Raw genomic sequence first — 16245 nt, 5'->3', positions numbered from 1 at the left:
CAATTCGCGTGCGGCACCAGGGTTGCGGCCAAAACCAGGAGCGCTCAGCGGCCGTCCCTTGACGCCTTGGGCTGGCCACTGACGCTGCCGGTGGCGATGTCGGGCTCGCAATTGGCCTTGCCGCGCCCCTCCGACTGACAGCGATAGACAGTTCCAGTGAGGCGGTCGACCAGCCACATGTTCTCGTCGGTCGGAGCTTCGAAGCCGACATAGCGGCTGGTCAGCCCCGTGATCAGGGTCGAGAGCAGGATCGCCACCGCGATCATCGCCGCACCGATATAGATGGGCATGGAATTCAGAGACACAGTCCGATCCGGCGGGCCGCTGCGATAGAATTGATAGTCACTTGGCCTCGGCACTGGATGGAACTCGGCTCCCCTCGTCTGCAATGTCGGATGAAGCTGCTTGCTAGGCGCGCATCTGGCCGAAAGCTTGTCCGTGAGCGGACCATGCCGCGACCGCTTTGCGACGAACGGTGTACACAGGTTTCAACTATGCCCACGGCGCGCCTGCGGCAGACCGGAAGCGCAGCTGCCGGTTCCCCAAAGGGCATAGCGTAACCTGGAAGCGCCCGGCCATGAACGTGACGAGGATCACATCTGAGCCGTTGAACCTTCCTTATGCTCGCAGCATCAAATCGGCATCAGGCGTGACAGCGAGGATACGACAATGACCCATTTCAGGAAGACTTTCGGACTGAAGGCGATCACGTTCACGGCTGTGCTGTCGATGACGGCGGGTCTGGCTTGCGCCGGCGACACCAACGTCTCCGCCAGCCAAATCCTGGATGCGTTGAAACCCAAGCCGATCACCCGCGGCCTCTCCGCCGGTCCGCAGGCCGATCCGACGGCCCAAGCCAAGGAAGCGGCCTTCCTGAACACCGTGCGCAACCGGCCGACCCGTTCGCTCTCGCTGGGTGAGCGCGATCAGATCGCGGAGCTCGCGGCGACCAAGCCGAAAATCGATCTGGAGATCCAGTTCGACTATAACTCGGCCGAGATTGCCAGGACCTCGGTGGCCTCGGTGCAGGCGCTCGGCAAGGCGCTGTCCGATTCGTCGCTGAAGGGCTCGACCTTCGTGGTCGCCGGCCATACCGACGCGATCGGCTCGGAAGAGTACAATCAGGGTCTCTCCGAGCGCCGCGCCGACACCATCAAGAAGTACCTGGTGCAGAATTACGGACTCGACGGCAACGATCTCGTCACCGTCGGCTATGGCAAGACCAGGCTGAAGGACGCCGCCAACGGCGCCGATCCGATCAACCGCCGCGTCCAGGTCGTGAACATGGACACCAAGACGGCTTCGAAGTGATTGCAGCCATTGACAACCGCCTGCCGCGACAGCGGCGGGCGGTTTTCTGTTGTCAGATCCAGCTCTGAAACAGCATGAGCCTGTTGAACATCTGCATCGACGTGCCGACGAAGGCGGCTGAAATCGGCAGCATCACCGCAAAGCCGATCGCGGCAACGCCGACATACACCCACAACAGCCAGCGCGGCAGGCCCTCTTTGCGCAGCACATAGACCAGCGCGAGCGAGGCCGCGGTGGCGGCCGGCAGATAATAGTAGATGAAGCCCAGCGTGCGCGGCAGCAGCGCCCAGGCAAGCCAGGGCCCGAAATAGAATGCCGCAATCAAGAACGCATCCCAGCGGCGCGCGACGACGAAGTCGCGCAGCACCACGACGAGCGCGAGCAGCGCCGGCCACAGCACCAAGGGATTGCCAAGGAAGACGATCGCCGCCACGTTGTCTTCCGTCGTCTTGTCGAACAGAAACCACACCGGCCGCGCCAGCAGCGGCCAGGACGGCCACGAGCTCATATAGGTGTGGCCGGCGATCGCAGTGGTGGTGTTGTCGGTGAAGATCCGACGTTGCGCCTCGAGCAGATCCGGCAACGACAAACCGCAAAGCGGAACGAAAGCGGGCAGGTACGTCACGGCCGGCAACAGCGCGAAGCAGAGCGCGGCATGATGGCCCCTGAATTCCGGCCAGAGACCGGGCCGGTACCAGTCGCCTGGCTTGGCATCGGCAAATAGCGTGTGCCAGCCCTGCATCAGGCGCATCACCGCAACGATGCCGATGCAGACACCAAGTGGAAACAGCCCGCTCCATTTGCACGCGGCAGCGAGACCAAACAGGCTGCCTGCGAGCGCAAACAGCGCCTGCGGCCGCTCGCGCCGGAAGCCGTGCATGAAGGCGGCGATGGCGAGCAGGCCGAAGCCGAGCGCAAAGATGTCCAGCATGGCGATGCGCGCCTGTACGTAGATCATCTGGTTGAACGCCGCGATCAGTGCCGCCGCGATCGCGGGTCCCTGTGCGGAGAACAGCGCGAGGCCGCAGAGATAGATCGCAACGATCGCGAGCGCGCCGAACAGCGTCGCCGGATAACGCCAGCCCAATGCATTGTCGCCGAATGCTGCGATTGACATCGCGATCAGCTCCTTCGCCAGCGGCGGATGCATCGGATTGAGCATCGGCTGCGACGCAGTGGAGCCGAGCATCTGCCGCGCCGCCGGCACGTAATGCACCTCGTCGAAGACGAATTTTTCCGGTGTCACCAGTCCGATCAGCAGCGCGAAATGAGTGGCTAGGAAGATCGCGACAGCAATCACTGTGCTTCGCGACACCTTCGGAACCGCATGTGCTTCGCGCGACTGCTGTAGGGCTATTTTACGTGGCAAATCTACGTCACCGCGAATAAAAAACAACTCAGCCGATCCATTGAACGCATTCTGCCGTAACTGTCACTAAGCTAACGCTCGTCCCGCGTCGTTTGTGATAATTCTGCCACAACGCAAGCGTGCGCGATCAGGGACCTCGATCGGTTACGAAATGAATTTGCGTTTTCTGCTTTTCCCCGCTCTGCTGTCGGCCGCGTTGTGCGCGGCGCCTGGTGCGCAGGCCCAGACTCGCGTCGGCGAAGCCGTCCTTGTCCAGAACGAGGTGGTTCGCGTCGCCGCGACCACGACGCCCATCAGTGTCGGCGACAGCATGCTGCGCGACGAGACCGTGCGCACCGGTGCCGACAGCGCAGCGCGCTTCGTGATGGCCGACAGCACCAATCTGTCGCTTGGGCCCAGCGCGACGCTGAAGCTCGACCGCACCGTTTTCAACGACGAGCACAGCTATCGCGACGTCGCGATCCGCATGGCCACTGGCGCCTTCCGCTTCGTCACAGGCCATTCGCAGAAGACCGCCTACAAGATCACGACTCCGCTCGCGACCATCGGTGTGCGCGGCACCACGCTCGACATCCTGTCGCAGCGCGGCCGCTCGGTCGTGGTGCTTCAGGAGGGCGCGGCCAGCGTCTGCACACTGAACTTTCAGTGCGTTCAGCTTACCCAGCCGGGTGACACCGCGGTCATCACCTCGACCGGCGGCAAGGTCTCCATCACCAAAACCAACACGCCGCCCTGGACCTTCGCGGCCAACTGCGCCGCCAATGCCGGGCTTTGCTCCGTCAACCAATATGCCGACGCCTCACCGACCATCAGCCCCGCCGTCCATGACGACGACACGCTGTGCGGGCGCTGACAATGGCCAGGCTCGGCTTCAAAAGGCTTGTCCTGGCGGGCGCATGGGCCGCAACCGCCGCGCTTGCGCTGTTCACGCTCAACATCCGTCCGGCCGCAGCCGCGAGCTTCTGTGAATCCGAATGCGGCGGGCCGGTGCCTTATCCCTCGCCAACTCCGTCGCCCACTCCGACCCCGACCCCATCCCCAACCCCAACCCCACCCCCGGCGCCACCCCCGGCGCCGACTGGCGCCGATTCCAGCGGCAACTCGGTCGGCAGCCTCGCGGGCCAGCGCTTCAACCAGATGATCACCAACCGGGTGCTCGGAACAGTGTTGCTCGGCGTCAACGAACAGGTCAATTGCAGCGACTGCGTCAGCGCGTTCGGCTCGGCCGGCTCGTTCTCGGCCGGCATCCACGGCCGCAAGGAGCTGACGCCCAATCTGTCGCTGTTGGCCGGCCTCGCCTACACGCACTACAGCGAGGGCGGCTATCATGTCACCAGCGCACCGATCGGCGCCTTCGCGCTGCGCTATGATTTCACCGACTGGGGCTCGTCGCGTCCGTTCTTCGACGTCGGCACGATCCTGACTCCGTGGGAGAAGGCGCGCTATACCCGCAATTACAACACCAGCCTAGGTCCGGTGAGCGTGACGAGCTCAACCAACGCCGCGAATTACGCAGTCTATGGTCGCGCCGGCTGGATGAGCCGCCTGTCACCGCGCGACGAGGTCGCGGCCTTCGTCGAGCTCTGGCAGCTCTGGCAGCGCGTGTCGGGTTACGCGGACAACACGACCGCATTCAATCCTTTCGACGCCAACATTGCTGATGGCACCGACCGCACCAGCCTGGTCAAGATCGGCGGCCAATGGACCCATCTCTTCGCCGGCAACATCGAAACCAATATTAACGGCGGCTGGGTGCAGTCGTTCGCGAGCCATAGCGGCATCGTCGCCACTGTGACCGGCGACGGCACCGTAGTGCCGACCATGGGCAACCAGGGCTGGTTCGAGTATGGTGGCCGCCTCGGCTTCCGCGTGCAGAAGGGCTGGATCGTGGACCTCTTCGCCAACGGCACGCTCGGGCCGCAGCCAGTGGGCAACACCATCCACGGCGGCGTGGGGCTGCGGATAAATTATTAGAGGACGGGCGTCTCGACTTCCGCTGTCATGCCCCCGGCTTGCTGTCTTCGCTAAAGCTTCGCCGGACGAGCACCGTTGTGGGTCCGGCGTAGCCTAGCGGAGCCGGGACCGAGGCATCCAGTACGCCGCGGCGGACGTTGCAGAAGCGAGCTCCCCGATGAAAGCCTCTGGAATACTGGATCGCCCGGTCAAGGCCGGGCGATGACACCGAGTGTGTGGAGAGACTACAGCAAGGTTACGCCGCCGACTTGCCCTCGAACGCGCGGCGCAAAGTCGCCACGTCAAGCTTCACCATCTTCATCATCGCCTGCATCGCGCGGCCCGCGGCGGCCTTGTCCGGGCTCGAGAGAAAGTCGAACATCACCTTTGGCACCACCTGCCAGGACACGCCGTAACGGTCGTAGATCCAGCCGCACTGCTGCTCTCTGCCGCCATTGGCGAGGAATGCATTCCACACGCTGTCGACCTGGGCCTGATCGTCACAATGGATCATCAACGACAGCGCGTGGGTATAGTCCACCTTCATGCCGCCGTTGAGCGCGACCAACGGCTGGCCGGCCACCGTGAATTCGACGACGAGCACCGAGCCCTCCTTGCCGGACGGCCCATCGGATACGTTGCGCTGAACGTGCGTGATCGCCGAATTCGGAACCAGCGAGACGTAGAACTTTGCGGCTTCCTCGGCATCGCCGTTGAACCACATGCAGGGCACCAGCTTGGACATGTTGAATGCTCCTCTTCAGATTACGATCAGGCTGTCGCCATAACGGGCTTCGCAGGGACGGCTGCCATGTCCAGCCAGTTCACTCCCCACATATGGCCGTCCGGATCCTCAAAGCTGCGGCCATACATGAAGCTGTATTCGTCCTTCGGGCTCGGATCGGCGACCCCGCCTGCAACCTCGGCCCTGCCCACGATCTCGTCGACCTCGTTCCGGCTGTCGGCGGACAGGCAGAACAGCGCCTAGTTCGAGGTCCGTGCATCTGCGATCGGCTTCGGCGTGAACTGGCGGAATTTCTCGTGAGTTGTCAGCATCGCGTAGATGGTCTCGGAAAGGACCATGCAGCTCGCCGTCTCGTCGCTGAATTGCGGGTTTCTGGTCGCCCCGATCGCCTCGTAGAAAGCGGTCGCACGCTTCAGGTCGGTCACCGGCAGATTAAGGAAAATCATCCTGGGCATCGAAAGCTCCTTGGGCGGGTTCTGCCCAAGGACGGACGGCCGGGCTGCCACCCGACACGGCTTCAGAATATTTTTGCGCGCTATCTGCGGGGTCGGTCGTACCGAACCCCGCACGGCTTGCCAGCCTACTTCTTTTCGTTCGGATCGCGATGAACAGGGTCGATCCACAGCACCGTCTCGGGCTTCTCGACCGGTTCGATGTCGAGGTTGATCGCCACCGCCTCGCCGTCGCTACGCACCAACACGCATTCCAGCACCTCGTCGGGGCTGGCGTTGATCTCCTGGTGCGGCACGTAGGGCGGCACGAAGATGAAATCCCCCGGGCCGGCCTCGGCGGTGAATTGCAGGCTCTCGCCCCAACGCATCCGCGCCCTGCCCTTCACCACATAGATGACGCTTTCGAGATGGCCGTGGTGATGTGCGCCGGTCTTGGCGTCCGGCTTGATGCTGACCGTGCCCGCCCACAGTTTCTGGGCTCCGACACGGGCGAAATTGATCGCCGCGGCTCGGTCCATGCCTGCGGTCGAGGGCACGTTGGTATCGAGCTGATTGCCGGGAATGACGCGCACGCCGTCATGTTTCCAGCGATCGTCGTGATCGTGGTCATGGTGAGAATGCGAGTGGTCATGGCCGGTCATATCTCTTGCTTTCTGTTTCTATTGGTTCCGTGCGCGGCAAGCTAGCCCAAAGCCGCGCGCGCAAGCCATACCAAAATAGGAACCCTCATAGCTGCCAGACGTAATCTTACGATCAAACTGCAAGGAGAGTTTCATGGGTAGCACGAGCGACAAAATCAAAGGCAGCGCCAACGAAGCCATCGGCAAGGCCAAGCAGGGTATCGGTGAAGCCACTGGCTCCGAACGCATGAAGGGCGAAGGTGCGGTCCAGGAGGTTAAGGGCAAGGGCCAGCAGGCCATGGGCGATGCCAAGGACGCGGCCAAGGATGCGATTGATCGCGCTGCTGCGTCAGCACGTCGCGCCACCGAGTAAAGTCTTAGACAGAACATGAAAAGACCGGCCGAACGGCCGGTCTTTTTTGTTTGTGCGCTCACTTCACCGCGAGCAGTTCGACATCGAACATCAGGGTCGCGTTCGGCGGGATCACGCCGCCGGCACCGCGCGCCCCATAGCCGAGCTGCGGCGGGATGATCAGCGTGCGCTTGCCGCCGACCTTCATCGTGGCAACCCCCTCGTCCCAGCCAGCGATCACGCGGCCCTTGCCGATCGGGAATTCGAACGGCTCGTTGCGATCGACCGACGAGTCGAATTTCTTGCCCTTCTGGCCGTTCTCGTAGAGCCAGCCGGTGTAGTGCATCACGCAGATCTGGCCGGCCTTCGGCGAGGCGCCGGTGCCGACGACGCTATCGGTGATCTGTAATCCTGAAGCTGTGGTCATGGTCTTTCCTGCGGTCTGGGCCGAGGCCGTGGTGGAAACGAATGTCGACACCCCGCTCAGGGTCATGATCGCGAGTGCCGACATGATGGCGAGGAGCATGCGCCGGAAACGCTGCATAGAACACCCTTCGTTTGAGGCGGGAGGTGTCTAGCGCAACGGGCCTACGGTTTCCACCCCCTTTAGACCTCGATATTTTCCAGCCGGACCGGCAGCTTGCGGATGCGCTGGCCGGTGGCGTGATAGATCGCGTTGCAGACCGCCGCGTTGGTGCCGACATTGGCGAGCTCGCCGAGCCCCTTTGCGCCGGCCGGGTTGATGTGATCGTCCTGCTCGGAGAGCAGGATCACCTCGACGCCAGGCACATCCGCATTCACGGGCACGAGATAGTCGGCGAAATTGTCGTTGACGTAACGCGCGGTGCGTTCGTCGATCTCGGTGGCTTCGAGCAGCGCCGAGGACATGCCCCAGATCAGCCCGCCCATGAGCTGACTCCGCGCCGTGCGCGGATTCATGATGCGGCCGGCCGCGAAGGCGCCGACCAGCCGGGGGCAGCGGATCTCATGGGTGAAGCGATTGACGCGGACCTCGACGAACTCGGCGCCGAAGGCATAGGCGATCTTGTCCTTCATGGCGGCGCCACCGACCAGCCGCACGTGGCCGCTATGCATGGCCTTGAAGGAATCCAGCGGCGCGCCTTCCGGCTTCCACTCGCCATATTCCTCGACCACACCGGCGCCAAGCGCGTCAAAGGCCTTCTCCAGATCAAGTGGACGATCACTCTTTGCCGCTTGGGTCGTCGGCGTCTGACCGATGCCGACCGTTTCCTTGGCCTTGTCGGTGAGACTTTCGTTCGGCATCAGCGCCTTGAACAATCTTTGGCGGACCCGGTCACACACCATCATCACCGCCGAGCAGGTGCTCGCCGTGGAATTGGATCCGCCCGCGACCGGAGCAGGCGGCAGATCGCTGTCGCCGATGAAGACGGAGACCTTCTCCAGGGGAACACCGAGCCGCTCGGACGCGGTCTGGGCGATGATGGTGTAGGCGCCGGTGCCGATCTCATGGCCGGCGATCTCGACACGCGTGCGGCCATCACGCTGGAGCCGTATGCGGGCGGCCGACGGCCCCATCTGTGTCGGATAGCAAGTCGCCGCGCAGCCGTAGCCGATCAGCCAGTCGCCGTCGGACATCGATTTCGGCGTCACCGAGCGCTGCGCCCAGCCGAAGGCTTTCGCAGCTTCGTCGAAACACGGCATCAGCGAGCGCGACGTATAAGGCTTGCCGGCGATCGGCTCACTGGTGGTGTCGTTGACGCGGCGGAGCTCGACCGGATCCATGCTGAGCTTCACCGCCAGCTCATCCATCGCGCTCTCCAGCGCGAACAGATACGGCACTTCCGGCGGCGAGCGCATGAAGCCCGGCGTATTGCGATCCGCCCGCACAATCGAGACCAGGCTGTCGACATTCCGACAGGCATAGAGCCGCGTCGTGGTCTTGGTGCCGCCGACGCAATAGGGATCGGGACGCGAGGACACCTCGACGCCCTCGTGCCTGAGCGCGACGAGCTTCCCGTCGCGCCTGGCGCCGAGCTTGATCTCGTGCCGCGTCTCGGCACGATAGGTTGCGATGGTGAAGCCCTGGTCGCGGGTCGGGACCAGCTTGACCGGTCGGTTCAACCGCCTGGCGATGCCGGCGATGATGGCGGTGCGCGGCGTCATCGAGCCGCGTGATCCAAAACCACCGCCGACATAGGGATTGACCACCCTCACCTTGTCGGCGTCGATGCCGAGCTGCTCGGCGACACCGTTCTTCAAGCCGTAGACGTACTGGCTGGGCTCATAGATGACGAGATCGTCGCCCATCCAGGCACAGCTCGTTGAAAACAGCTCCATCGGATTGTGATGCTGTGTCGGCGTCTCGTACGAAGCGGTAAGCTTCACCTCCGCCTCGTCGAATGCCTTGGCAAAATCGCCAACTTTCGGATCTTCCTTGAATTGCGAATTCTGACCTTTCGCGGCGGCTTTCGTGGTTCCCGGCGAGTCGAAGCTCGCGCTCGGCGTTACGGTCGTGTAGCTGACCTTGACGCGATTGGCGGCCTCGCGCGCCGCCTCGTAGCTTTCCGCGACGACGACCGCGATGATCTGGCCGTCATGGGCGACGTCGGCGGATTTCAGCGGCTGGATGGTCGTGCCGGCATAGCCGCCATTGCTGAAGAGTTTCGACTCCTTCAGTTTTGGCGCGTTCTCGTGCGTGACGATGTCGATCACGCCGCGGACACGCTTGGCGTCGTCGAGACCGAAGCTGTTGATGCGGCCTTTGGAAATTGCGCTGGTGACCAGGAACGCATAGGCCGGATTGTCCAGCGGCATGTCCGACCCATAGGTCGCCCGCCCTGTGACCTTTGCAACCGCATCATAGCGCGGCGCGGGCTGGCCCATATTCGCCTTCGGCTCGGGAGCAGCAGCTGTCATGATCAGATCTCCATCGTTACGGCCTGCTGGAGCGCGCGGACCACCACGCGCTTGCCGAGCGCAATCTTGAAGCTGTTGTGCTGGCGTCCCTTGGCCTCAGCGAATGCAGCATCAGCGGCACGCTGCGCCAGACGGTCATCGAATCTCTGCCCCTTGAGCTGCGCCTCCGCTTCACGGGCGCGCCAGGGCACGGTAGCGACACCGCCGAGGGCCACGCGCGCATCCCGAATCGTCCCATCCTGCACGTCCAGCGCAACCGCAGCCGAGGACAGCGCGAATTCATAGGATTGCCGATCGCGCGCCTTCAGATAAACCGAGCGGGGCCAGCGGCCGGGAACGACGAAGGCCGAGATCAACTCGCCCGGCTGAAGCGTGGTCTCGATTTCAGGCGTGTTGCCGGGCGCCTTGTGCAGCTCCGCAAACGGCATGCTGCGGGTCCCGGATCTGCCGGTAACCTCGACCGTGGCATCCAGCGCGATCAGCGCCTGGGCGAAATCGCCGGGGTAGGTCGCGATGCACTGATCGGAAGTGCCGAGCACCGCATGCATGCGGTTGACGCCGTCCATCGCGGCACAGCCGGAGCCCGGATTACGCTTGTTGCAATTCTCGTAGGAGACATCGCGAAAATAGCTGCAACGCGTCCGCTGCATCACGTTGCCGCCGAGCGTTGCCATGTTGCGGAGCTGGGCGCTGGCGGCGAGCTTCAGGGAATTGGCGATGACCGGATAGTTGCGCAGGATCTCGTCATGCGCGGCGACATCGGACATCTTTGCGAGTGCGCCGAGCCGCAGTCTCTCGCTGCCCGGTTCGATCGCCGACCAGCCTTGCGCAAGCGGATTGATATCGACGATCGCGGCTGGCCGCATCACGTCGAGCTTCATCAGGTCGATCAGCGTGGTGCCGCCGGCGAGCGGCTGTGCGGTCGCCCGGGTCAGCGGGTGGTTGGCGGTCGCGGCGGCGCTAAGCACCTGCACGGCCGTATCGGGGTCTGTCGCCCTCTGATACACAAACGGTCGCATGCGCCTAGCCTTTCATGATCTCGGGAGCGGCCTGCTTCACGGCAGCGACGATGTTGGGATAGGCGGCGCAGCGGCAGATGTTACCGCTCATGTACTCGCGGATGTCGGCATCGCTGCCGGCATGCCCCTCCTTCACGCAGGCAATCGCCGACATGATCTGGCCCGGCGTGCAATAACCGCATTGGAAGGCATCGTTGTCGACGAAGGCCTGCTGCATCGGATGCAGATGGTCGTCGGTCGCGAGTCCTTCGATGGTCGTGATCTCCAGCCCTTCAACCGCAAGCGCCAGCGTCAGGCACGACACCACGCGGCGGTCGCCGATCAGCACGGTACAGGCGCCGCACTGTCCGTGGTCGCATCCCTTCTTGCTGCCGGTGAGCTTGAGATGCTCGCGCAATGCATCCAGCACCGTGGTGCGTGCGTCGAGACTCAGGCGCTTGTCCTGGCCGTTGACCCGCAGCGTGACGTCGACCGGAAGCGATGGATCTTGTCTGGACGATGAACTCGGATCCTGCGCGGCCGCGCGCGCTGTCATCGGAACAAGGGCGCTGCCGGCGGCGCCCGCCATGAAGGTGCGCCGATCGAATCCGGATGGTCGGGAACCTGGTTTTTCGGACATGGACGGCCTCACCGCTCTCAACCAAGCAGCGCACGCCTGCGCCGCTCATCGCCCCATAACCTGAAGCAATGAGCTCCGTTCCGAACGAGAAAGGGCGACGCAGCAAGATGCCGCGTCGCCCGTCGTCAATTTTTCCTGATCCCGTGCGAAGGAACCTCGCGGCGATCAATAACCGAGCGCGCAGCCGTCCTTGCGCGGGTCGGAACCGCCGGTCAACGTTCCCTTGTCCCAGTCGATCCAGATCGCCTGGGCGCCGCCGAGCGGGCCGACCACGCTGGTGGTCTTGTGGCCGAGCTTCTTGAGGCCCTCGACGACAGCGACCGGCACGCTGTCCTCGAGCTGGTACTGGCCCTCATAGTGCAGGCCGCGCGGCATATCGATCGCCTCCTGCACGTCACAGCCGTAGTCGATAAGATTAGACAGGAGATGGGTCTGGCCGGTCGGCTGGTACTGTCCGCCCATCACCGCGAACGACATCGTGGAACGGCCGCCCTTGGTGAGCAGGCCCGGCATGATCGTGTGCAGCGGACGCTTGCCGCCTTCGATGCAGTTGGGATGGCCCGGCTGGATGCGGAATCCGCCGGCGCGGTTCTGGAACAGCACGCCTGTCTTGTTGGACACGATGGCCGAGCCGAAGGAATGCGCGACCGAGTTGATGAACGAGCAGACGTTGCGGTCTTTGTCCACGACCGTGATGTAAATGGTCGAGGGATTCATCGGCGGTGCGACATTGGGCAGGTCGAGCAAACCGTCCGTGCGGATCTTGCTGATATACTCGTCCGCAAAGCCCTTCTCGAGCATCTCGGCGACGTTGATCTTCATGTGATCGGGAGAGGCGACGTGCATCTCGCGATTCATGTAGGCGATGCGTGCGGCCTCCGCCTCGATATGGAAGCGCTCGACGCTGACCGGCGCGTACTTGGTCAGGTCGAAGCGCGACAGGATGTTGAGCATCAACAGCGCGGTGACGCCAGGGCCGTTCGGCGGACACTGCCAGACGTCGTAACCCTTGTATATCGTGCCGATCGGCGTCGTGACTTCCGTAGTGTGCGCGGCGAAATCGTCGAGCGTGTGCAGGCCGCCGATGCCGCGCAGGGTCTCGACCATGTCCTCCGCGATCGGCCCCTTGTAGAAAGCATCGCGGCCGTCCTTGGCGAGCGCGCGCAGCGTCTTGCCGAGCTCGGCCTGGCGGATGACGTCGCCGGCGACCGGCGGCTTGCCGCCCGGCAAGAGGTAGCGCACGGTGTTGGTGCCGCCCTTCAGTTTCTCGAACTGGTTCTTCCAGTCGAAGGCGATGCGGGGGGCGACGACATAGCCCTCCTCGGCCGCCTTAATCGCCGGCTGGAGCAGGCGGTCGAAACCGAATTTGCCGTGGTCGCGCAGCACGGTCGCGAAGGCGTCGATCACGCCGGGGATCGAAACCGCATGGGCCGAGGTCAGCGGCACCGAATTGATCTTGCGCTCGAGATACCAGTCGGCGTTCGCCGCCATCGGCGCGCGGCCCGAACCGTTATAGGCGATGATCTTGCCCTCGCCACGCGGCTGGATCAACGCAAAGCAGTCGCCGCCGATGCCGGTCGATTGCGGTTCGATCACACCGAGCAAGGCGGAACCTGCCACTGCCGCGTCCACCGCCGTGCCGCCCTCGCGCAGCACCTCGATCGCGGCCAGCGACGCCTGCGGATGCGAGGTCGCCACCATCGCGTTGGTGGCATGGACCGTGGACCTGCCGGGAAAATGGAAGTTTCTCATCGAATTCTTGCTCTTTCTCAGACCGGGGGCGCGGATAGTCCGCCATCCCTGAAAACAAGGCTTACATGACACATTCCAGTCCGTCGGGGCAACGTTGGCATACCAGGAAGATGGCTGCCATCCGCTGGGAATAGAGCTATCGGTAGCGGGTTTTCGGACCGCCTGCTAAACGGACGCATGATTTACAAGGTCTGCGCCTTCTACCAATTCGCCGCCCTGCCCGATTACCGCGCGCTGCGCGAGCCGCTACGCGCGTTCTGTGCCGGCCTCTCCCTCAAGGGTAGCGTGCTGTTGGCCCAGGAGGGCATCAACGGTACCATCGCCGGGGCACCCGACGCGATTGACGCCTTCGCACACGAGCTCGCACATGGCGACATGTTTGGCGGCAGGCTGAACAATCTCGAATTGAAATACTCGACCGCGGAAGCGATGCCGTTCGGCCGGCTCAAGGTGCGGCTGAAGAAGGAGATCGTCACGCTTGGCGATGCGGAAGCCGATCCGACCCGGCAGGTCGGCGTCTATGTCGATGCGAACGAATGGAATGCGCTGATCGCCTCACCCGACACGCTTGTGCTCGACACCCGCAATGCCTTCGAGGTGGCTATGGGGACGTTCGAGGGTGCGGTCGATCCCGACATCAAGAGCTTTGGCCAGTTCAAGGAATTTGCCGCGGAAAAGCTCGATCCGGCGAGGCACCGGCGGATCGCGATGTTCTGCACCGGCGGCATCCGCTGCGAGAAGGCGAGCGCGCATCTGCTGGCCCGCGGCTTTGCCGAGGTCTATCACCTCAAGGGCGGTATCCTGAAATACCTCGAACAGATCCCTGAGGCGCAGAGCCGCTGGCGCGGCGAATGCTTCGTGTTCGACGAGCGCGTCGCGCTCGGTCACGGATTGCGCGAACGGGATAAGGGGCACCCACGTGACGAATGAGATCAAGGCACTGGCTGAGCGTCTCGACACGCTCGAGACCCGCCTCGCCTACCAGGACGACACGATCGAGACGTTGAACCAGACCATCACCGCGCAGTGGAAGCAGATCGACACGCTGACGCGGCAACTCGCGCAGCTCAGCGAGCGCCTGCAGGAGACCGAAGCCAATGCGCCGGGCCCCGCCAACGAGCGGCCGCCGCACTATTGATGACTACTGACCAGACGCCTTGGGCAGCAGGTTCGTGACCTCACCGGACATGACCAGCTGGTCGCGGCCGGCATTCTTGGCAGCGTAAAGCGCCCTGTCCGCAGCCTCCACCAGCGATCCCGTGCCCGCGGTGCGCTCGAACGCCGGCCGGCAGGCCGCGCCGCCGACCGAAACGGTGACGCAGGACGCCGGACTGCAAGCATGGATCAGACCTGCATCGTGGACAGCGCTGCGGATCCGCTCGCCGACCCTGGCGCAGCCGGCGGCATCGGTGTTCGGCAGCAGCATGGCGAATTCCTCACCGCCATAACGCGCCGCGAGATCGCCGACCCGCTGGATCTCGGCCGCGATGATCTTTGCGACCACGCGCAAGCAGGCATCGCCCGCGGGATGGCCATATTCGTCGTTGTAGGCCTTGAAATGATCGACGTCGATCATCAAGAGGCCCAAGCTGGAACGGTCGCGGTAAGCACGCGCCCATTCTTCGTCGAGCCGCTCGTCGAAACGGCGGCGGTTGGCAAGCCCGGTGAGGCTGTCCTCGATCGCGAGCGTCTCGAGCCTGGTCTCCAACTGCTTCTGCTCGGTGATGTCGCGCGAGATTGCGACCACGCCGTCGACGCTGCCGTTGTCCTTGCGCGTGACGCGCATGGTCGATTCCAGCCAGACCTCGGACTTCTGCCGATGCACGTTGCGGTAAGTGACCCGAGCTTCGTCCGTTTCGCCGCGCTTCATGGCGTCGACGACGGCCTGGACGTGCGGCCGGTCCTCCGGATGGATGCCGGCGAGCGCGTCCGTGCCGATCAGCTGATTGGGGCGCCAGCCGACGACGCGATTGGACGAGGGCGAGACGTAGCGCAGCCGCTCGTCGAGGCCGATACGGGTGACCATGTCGCTGGAGCCTTCCGCGAGCAGGCGGAAATGCGCCTCCTTCTCGACCAAGGCCGCGGCCATGCGCTGGCCGCGATGCAACTGCCGCACCAGCACCGCGCCGATGATCGCGATCAGCATCACCAGCGCCATCACGTACAGCATGCGTGAAATCGCCGCTGCGCGCCACGGCGCGAGCAACTCTTCCTGATCGACGGTGGCGAGCACAAGGAGCGGGTAACGGCTGCTGCGCTTGAAGAAACTGACCCGCTGGGCGCCATCCAGCCGCGATTTGAAATGATAGGCGCCACTCGGCCGTTGCAGGCTCGGGTCGCGGAACAGCGGTGCGTCGGCGACGCTGCGTCCGACGAACCGCTCGTTGTTCGGATTGCGGGCGATGATCAGGCCGTCGCCGTGCACGAGCGCGACCGAGCTGTTGCGGCCGATCTCGAACTGCTCGTAGAAGTGCGAGAGATAGCCGGCGCTGATCGTTGCGAGCACGACGCCGCCGAAGCTGCCATCCGGCTTGTTGAATCGGCGCGACAGGGTGACGACCGATTGCCCATCGAGCACGCTCTTCACGGGATGACCGACATAGGCCTCGCGCTTCGGCGAGAGCTGATGGTGACGGAAGAACGTGTCGTCGCTGAGCGTCGATTCGATGGTACCAGGCGAGGTCAGCCAGTTGCCCTTGTCGTCGATGATGGCAAGGCTGTGGATGCGCGCGACCGCCGCCTTGCGGGCTTCGAGAACTTTGCCGAGCTTAGCAATCGTGGACGGCCCGGTGCCGTCCATCTCCAGCCGGCTGACGACGCCGACCACGCCGGAATCCAGCAGGTCGAGGCTGTCTTCGGCATGCTGCGTCAACGAGCGCGCGACGTTCGCCATCTCGGTCTCGGCGCCCTTGAGCACCGCGTCCCGCGCGGCCCATTCACGCCAGCCGCTGACGCCGAGGATCGCCACGCAGGTGAGCACGACGAAAGCCGCCGCGCGCAACGGCAGGCGGCTCCATCCGGTTCTCTGTGAGGCGACGTTCACGCGGCAGAAATCTCCAATGGCCGGAAACTCTGCCGCTTCTCTTATTGAACCCTGAAGCGCCCATTGCGATTCGCAATCATCTACGGGTTTTTCCGTACTCCTACGGACCGGG

General features: G+C 63.8%; 16 protein-coding genes and 1 pseudogene. 6 read left to right on the top strand and 11 right to left on the bottom strand.

All coding sequences use genetic code 11. From position 1 onward, the window contains the following. Positions 1-44 precede the first annotated feature (44 nt). The gene (locus tag XH88_RS09335; protein ID WP_271615190.1) at positions 45-290 is read right to left on the bottom strand and encodes a hypothetical protein; all 246 of its coding nucleotides are present in this window, start codon (positions 288-290) and stop codon (positions 45-47) included. Positions 291-669: 379 nt separating this feature from the next. On the opposite strand from XH88_RS09335, the gene XH88_RS09330 reads away from it, so the two are divergent. Beyond that, a complete protein-coding gene (locus XH88_RS09330; protein ID WP_271615098.1) occupies positions 670-1311 on the top strand; it encodes an OmpA family protein in 642 nt (213 codons plus the stop codon). 52 nt (positions 1312-1363) lie between these two features. On the opposite strand, the gene XH88_RS09325 is transcribed toward XH88_RS09330, so the two are convergent. Continuing rightward, the gene (locus XH88_RS09325; protein ID WP_271615097.1) at positions 1364-2626 is read right to left on the bottom strand and encodes a phospholipid carrier-dependent glycosyltransferase; all 1263 of its coding nucleotides are present in this window, start codon (positions 2624-2626) and stop codon (positions 1364-1366) included. A 205-nt stretch (positions 2627-2831) separates the two neighbouring features. On the opposite strand from XH88_RS09325, the gene XH88_RS09320 reads away from it, so the two are divergent. After that, positions 2832-3533, top strand: coding sequence for a FecR family protein (locus tag XH88_RS09320; protein ID WP_271615096.1), 702 nt, complete (start codon positions 2832-2834; stop codon positions 3531-3533). 2 nt (positions 3534-3535) lie between these two features. Continuing rightward, positions 3536-4654 carry a hypothetical protein gene (locus XH88_RS09315; protein WP_271615095.1) on the top strand — a complete coding sequence of 373 codons (1119 nt, stop codon included), beginning with the start codon at positions 3536-3538 and terminating at the stop codon, positions 4652-4654. 235 nt (positions 4655-4889) lie between these two features. Here the strand turns inward: XH88_RS09315 and XH88_RS09310 are convergent, their stop codons facing one another. The 3 genes and pseudogenes from XH88_RS09310 to XH88_RS09300 form a co-directional block, all read right to left on the bottom strand. After that, a complete protein-coding gene (locus tag XH88_RS09310) occupies positions 4890-5378 on the bottom strand; it encodes a VOC family protein (RefSeq protein WP_271615094.1) in 489 nt (162 codons plus the stop codon). A gap of 26 nt (positions 5379-5404) precedes the next feature. Then, positions 5405-5833, bottom strand: a pseudogene (locus XH88_RS09305) (VOC family protein). A 125-nt stretch (positions 5834-5958) separates the two neighbouring features. Then, positions 5959-6471: a cupin domain-containing protein gene (locus tag XH88_RS09300; RefSeq protein ID WP_106951232.1), complete on the bottom strand. Its 513-nt coding sequence runs from the start codon at positions 6469-6471 to the stop codon at positions 5959-5961. Between the two features lie 133 nt (positions 6472-6604). Between XH88_RS09300 and XH88_RS09295 the strand changes: the two genes are divergently transcribed. Beyond that, complete coding sequence (locus tag XH88_RS09295; RefSeq protein ID WP_271615093.1) at positions 6605-6823, top strand: CsbD family protein; 219 nt, start codon at positions 6605-6607, stop codon at positions 6821-6823. Between the two features lie 58 nt (positions 6824-6881). Here the strand turns inward: XH88_RS09295 and XH88_RS09290 are convergent, their stop codons facing one another. From XH88_RS09290 to ggt, 5 genes are all read right to left on the bottom strand, one after another. Then, complete coding sequence (locus XH88_RS09290) at positions 6882-7346, bottom strand: FKBP-type peptidyl-prolyl cis-trans isomerase (protein ID WP_271615092.1); 465 nt, start codon at positions 7344-7346, stop codon at positions 6882-6884. 62 nt (positions 7347-7408) lie between these two features. Continuing rightward, the gene (locus tag XH88_RS09285; protein WP_271615091.1) at positions 7409-9700 is read right to left on the bottom strand and encodes a xanthine dehydrogenase family protein molybdopterin-binding subunit; all 2292 of its coding nucleotides are present in this window, start codon (positions 9698-9700) and stop codon (positions 7409-7411) included. Between the two features lie 2 nt (positions 9701-9702). Beyond that, a complete protein-coding gene (locus XH88_RS09280) occupies positions 9703-10719 on the bottom strand; it encodes an FAD binding domain-containing protein (RefSeq protein WP_271615090.1) in 1017 nt (338 codons plus the stop codon). Positions 10720-10723: 4 nt separating this feature from the next. After that, positions 10724-11338 carry a (2Fe-2S)-binding protein gene (locus tag XH88_RS09275; RefSeq protein ID WP_271615089.1) on the bottom strand — a complete coding sequence of 205 codons (615 nt, stop codon included), beginning with the start codon at positions 11336-11338 and terminating at the stop codon, positions 10724-10726. 165 nt (positions 11339-11503) lie between these two features. Further along, positions 11504-13090 (bottom strand): gamma-glutamyltransferase, encoded by a 1587-nt coding sequence (ggt, locus tag XH88_RS09270; protein ID WP_271615088.1) that lies wholly within the window; start codon positions 13088-13090, stop codon positions 11504-11506. A gap of 177 nt (positions 13091-13267) precedes the next feature. On the opposite strand from ggt, the gene trhO reads away from it, so the two are divergent. Together trhO and XH88_RS09260 are read left to right on the top strand one after the other, a co-directional pair. Beyond that, complete coding sequence (gene trhO, locus XH88_RS09265) at positions 13268-14020, top strand: oxygen-dependent tRNA uridine(34) hydroxylase TrhO (protein ID WP_271615087.1); 753 nt, start codon at positions 13268-13270, stop codon at positions 14018-14020. After that, positions 14010-14228, top strand: coding sequence for a SlyX family protein (locus XH88_RS09260; protein ID WP_271615086.1), 219 nt, complete (start codon positions 14010-14012; stop codon positions 14226-14228). Before trhO ends, XH88_RS09260 begins: the two co-directional genes overlap by 11 nt. Before the next feature lie 3 nt (positions 14229-14231). On the opposite strand, the gene XH88_RS09255 is transcribed toward XH88_RS09260, so the two are convergent. Beyond that, positions 14232-16133, bottom strand: coding sequence for a diguanylate cyclase (locus XH88_RS09255; protein WP_271615085.1), 1902 nt, complete (start codon positions 16131-16133; stop codon positions 14232-14234). Positions 16134-16245 lie beyond the last annotated feature (112 nt).

It is taken from the genome of Bradyrhizobium sp. CCBAU 51627, from assembly GCF_028128765.1.
In the GTDB taxonomy this organism is placed as follows: Bacteria; Pseudomonadota; Alphaproteobacteria; order Rhizobiales; family Xanthobacteraceae; genus Bradyrhizobium.
This window is presented reverse-complemented; position numbering and strand designations above follow the sequence as displayed.

Bases quoted from the DNA above. Each gene is read 5' to 3' on its own strand.
- ggt (WP_271615088.1), bottom strand. From the start codon at position 13,090: ATGAGAAACTTCCATTTTCCCGGCAGGTCCACGGTCCATGCCACCAAC.
- XH88_RS09320 (WP_271615096.1), top strand. From the start codon at position 2,832: ATGAATTTGCGTTTTCTGCTTTTCCCCGCTCTGCTGTCGGCCGCGTTG.
- XH88_RS09295 (WP_271615093.1), top strand. From the start codon at position 6,605: ATGGGTAGCACGAGCGACAAAATCAAAGGCAGCGCCAACGAAGCCATC.
- trhO (WP_271615087.1), top strand. From the start codon at position 13,268: ATGATTTACAAGGTCTGCGCCTTCTACCAATTCGCCGCCCTGCCCGAT.
- XH88_RS09275 (WP_271615089.1), bottom strand. From the start codon at position 11,338: ATGTCCGAAAAACCAGGTTCCCGACCATCCGGATTCGATCGGCGCACC.
- XH88_RS09315 (WP_271615095.1), top strand. From the start codon at position 3,536: ATGGCCAGGCTCGGCTTCAAAAGGCTTGTCCTGGCGGGCGCATGGGCC.
- XH88_RS09285 (WP_271615091.1), bottom strand. From the start codon at position 9,700: ATGACAGCTGCTGCTCCCGAGCCGAAGGCGAATATGGGCCAGCCCGCG.
- XH88_RS09335 (WP_271615190.1), bottom strand. From the start codon at position 290: ATGCCCATCTATATCGGTGCGGCGATGATCGCGGTGGCGATCCTGCTC.
- XH88_RS09310 (WP_271615094.1), bottom strand. From the start codon at position 5,378: ATGTCCAAGCTGGTGCCCTGCATGTGGTTCAACGGCGATGCCGAGGAA.
- XH88_RS09330 (WP_271615098.1), top strand. From the start codon at position 670: ATGACCCATTTCAGGAAGACTTTCGGACTGAAGGCGATCACGTTCACG.
- XH88_RS09280 (WP_271615090.1), bottom strand. From the start codon at position 10,719: ATGCGACCGTTTGTGTATCAGAGGGCGACAGACCCCGATACGGCCGTG.
- XH88_RS09300 (WP_106951232.1), bottom strand. From the start codon at position 6,471: ATGACCGGCCATGACCACTCGCATTCTCACCATGACCACGATCACGAC.
- XH88_RS09290 (WP_271615092.1), bottom strand. From the start codon at position 7,346: ATGCAGCGTTTCCGGCGCATGCTCCTCGCCATCATGTCGGCACTCGCG.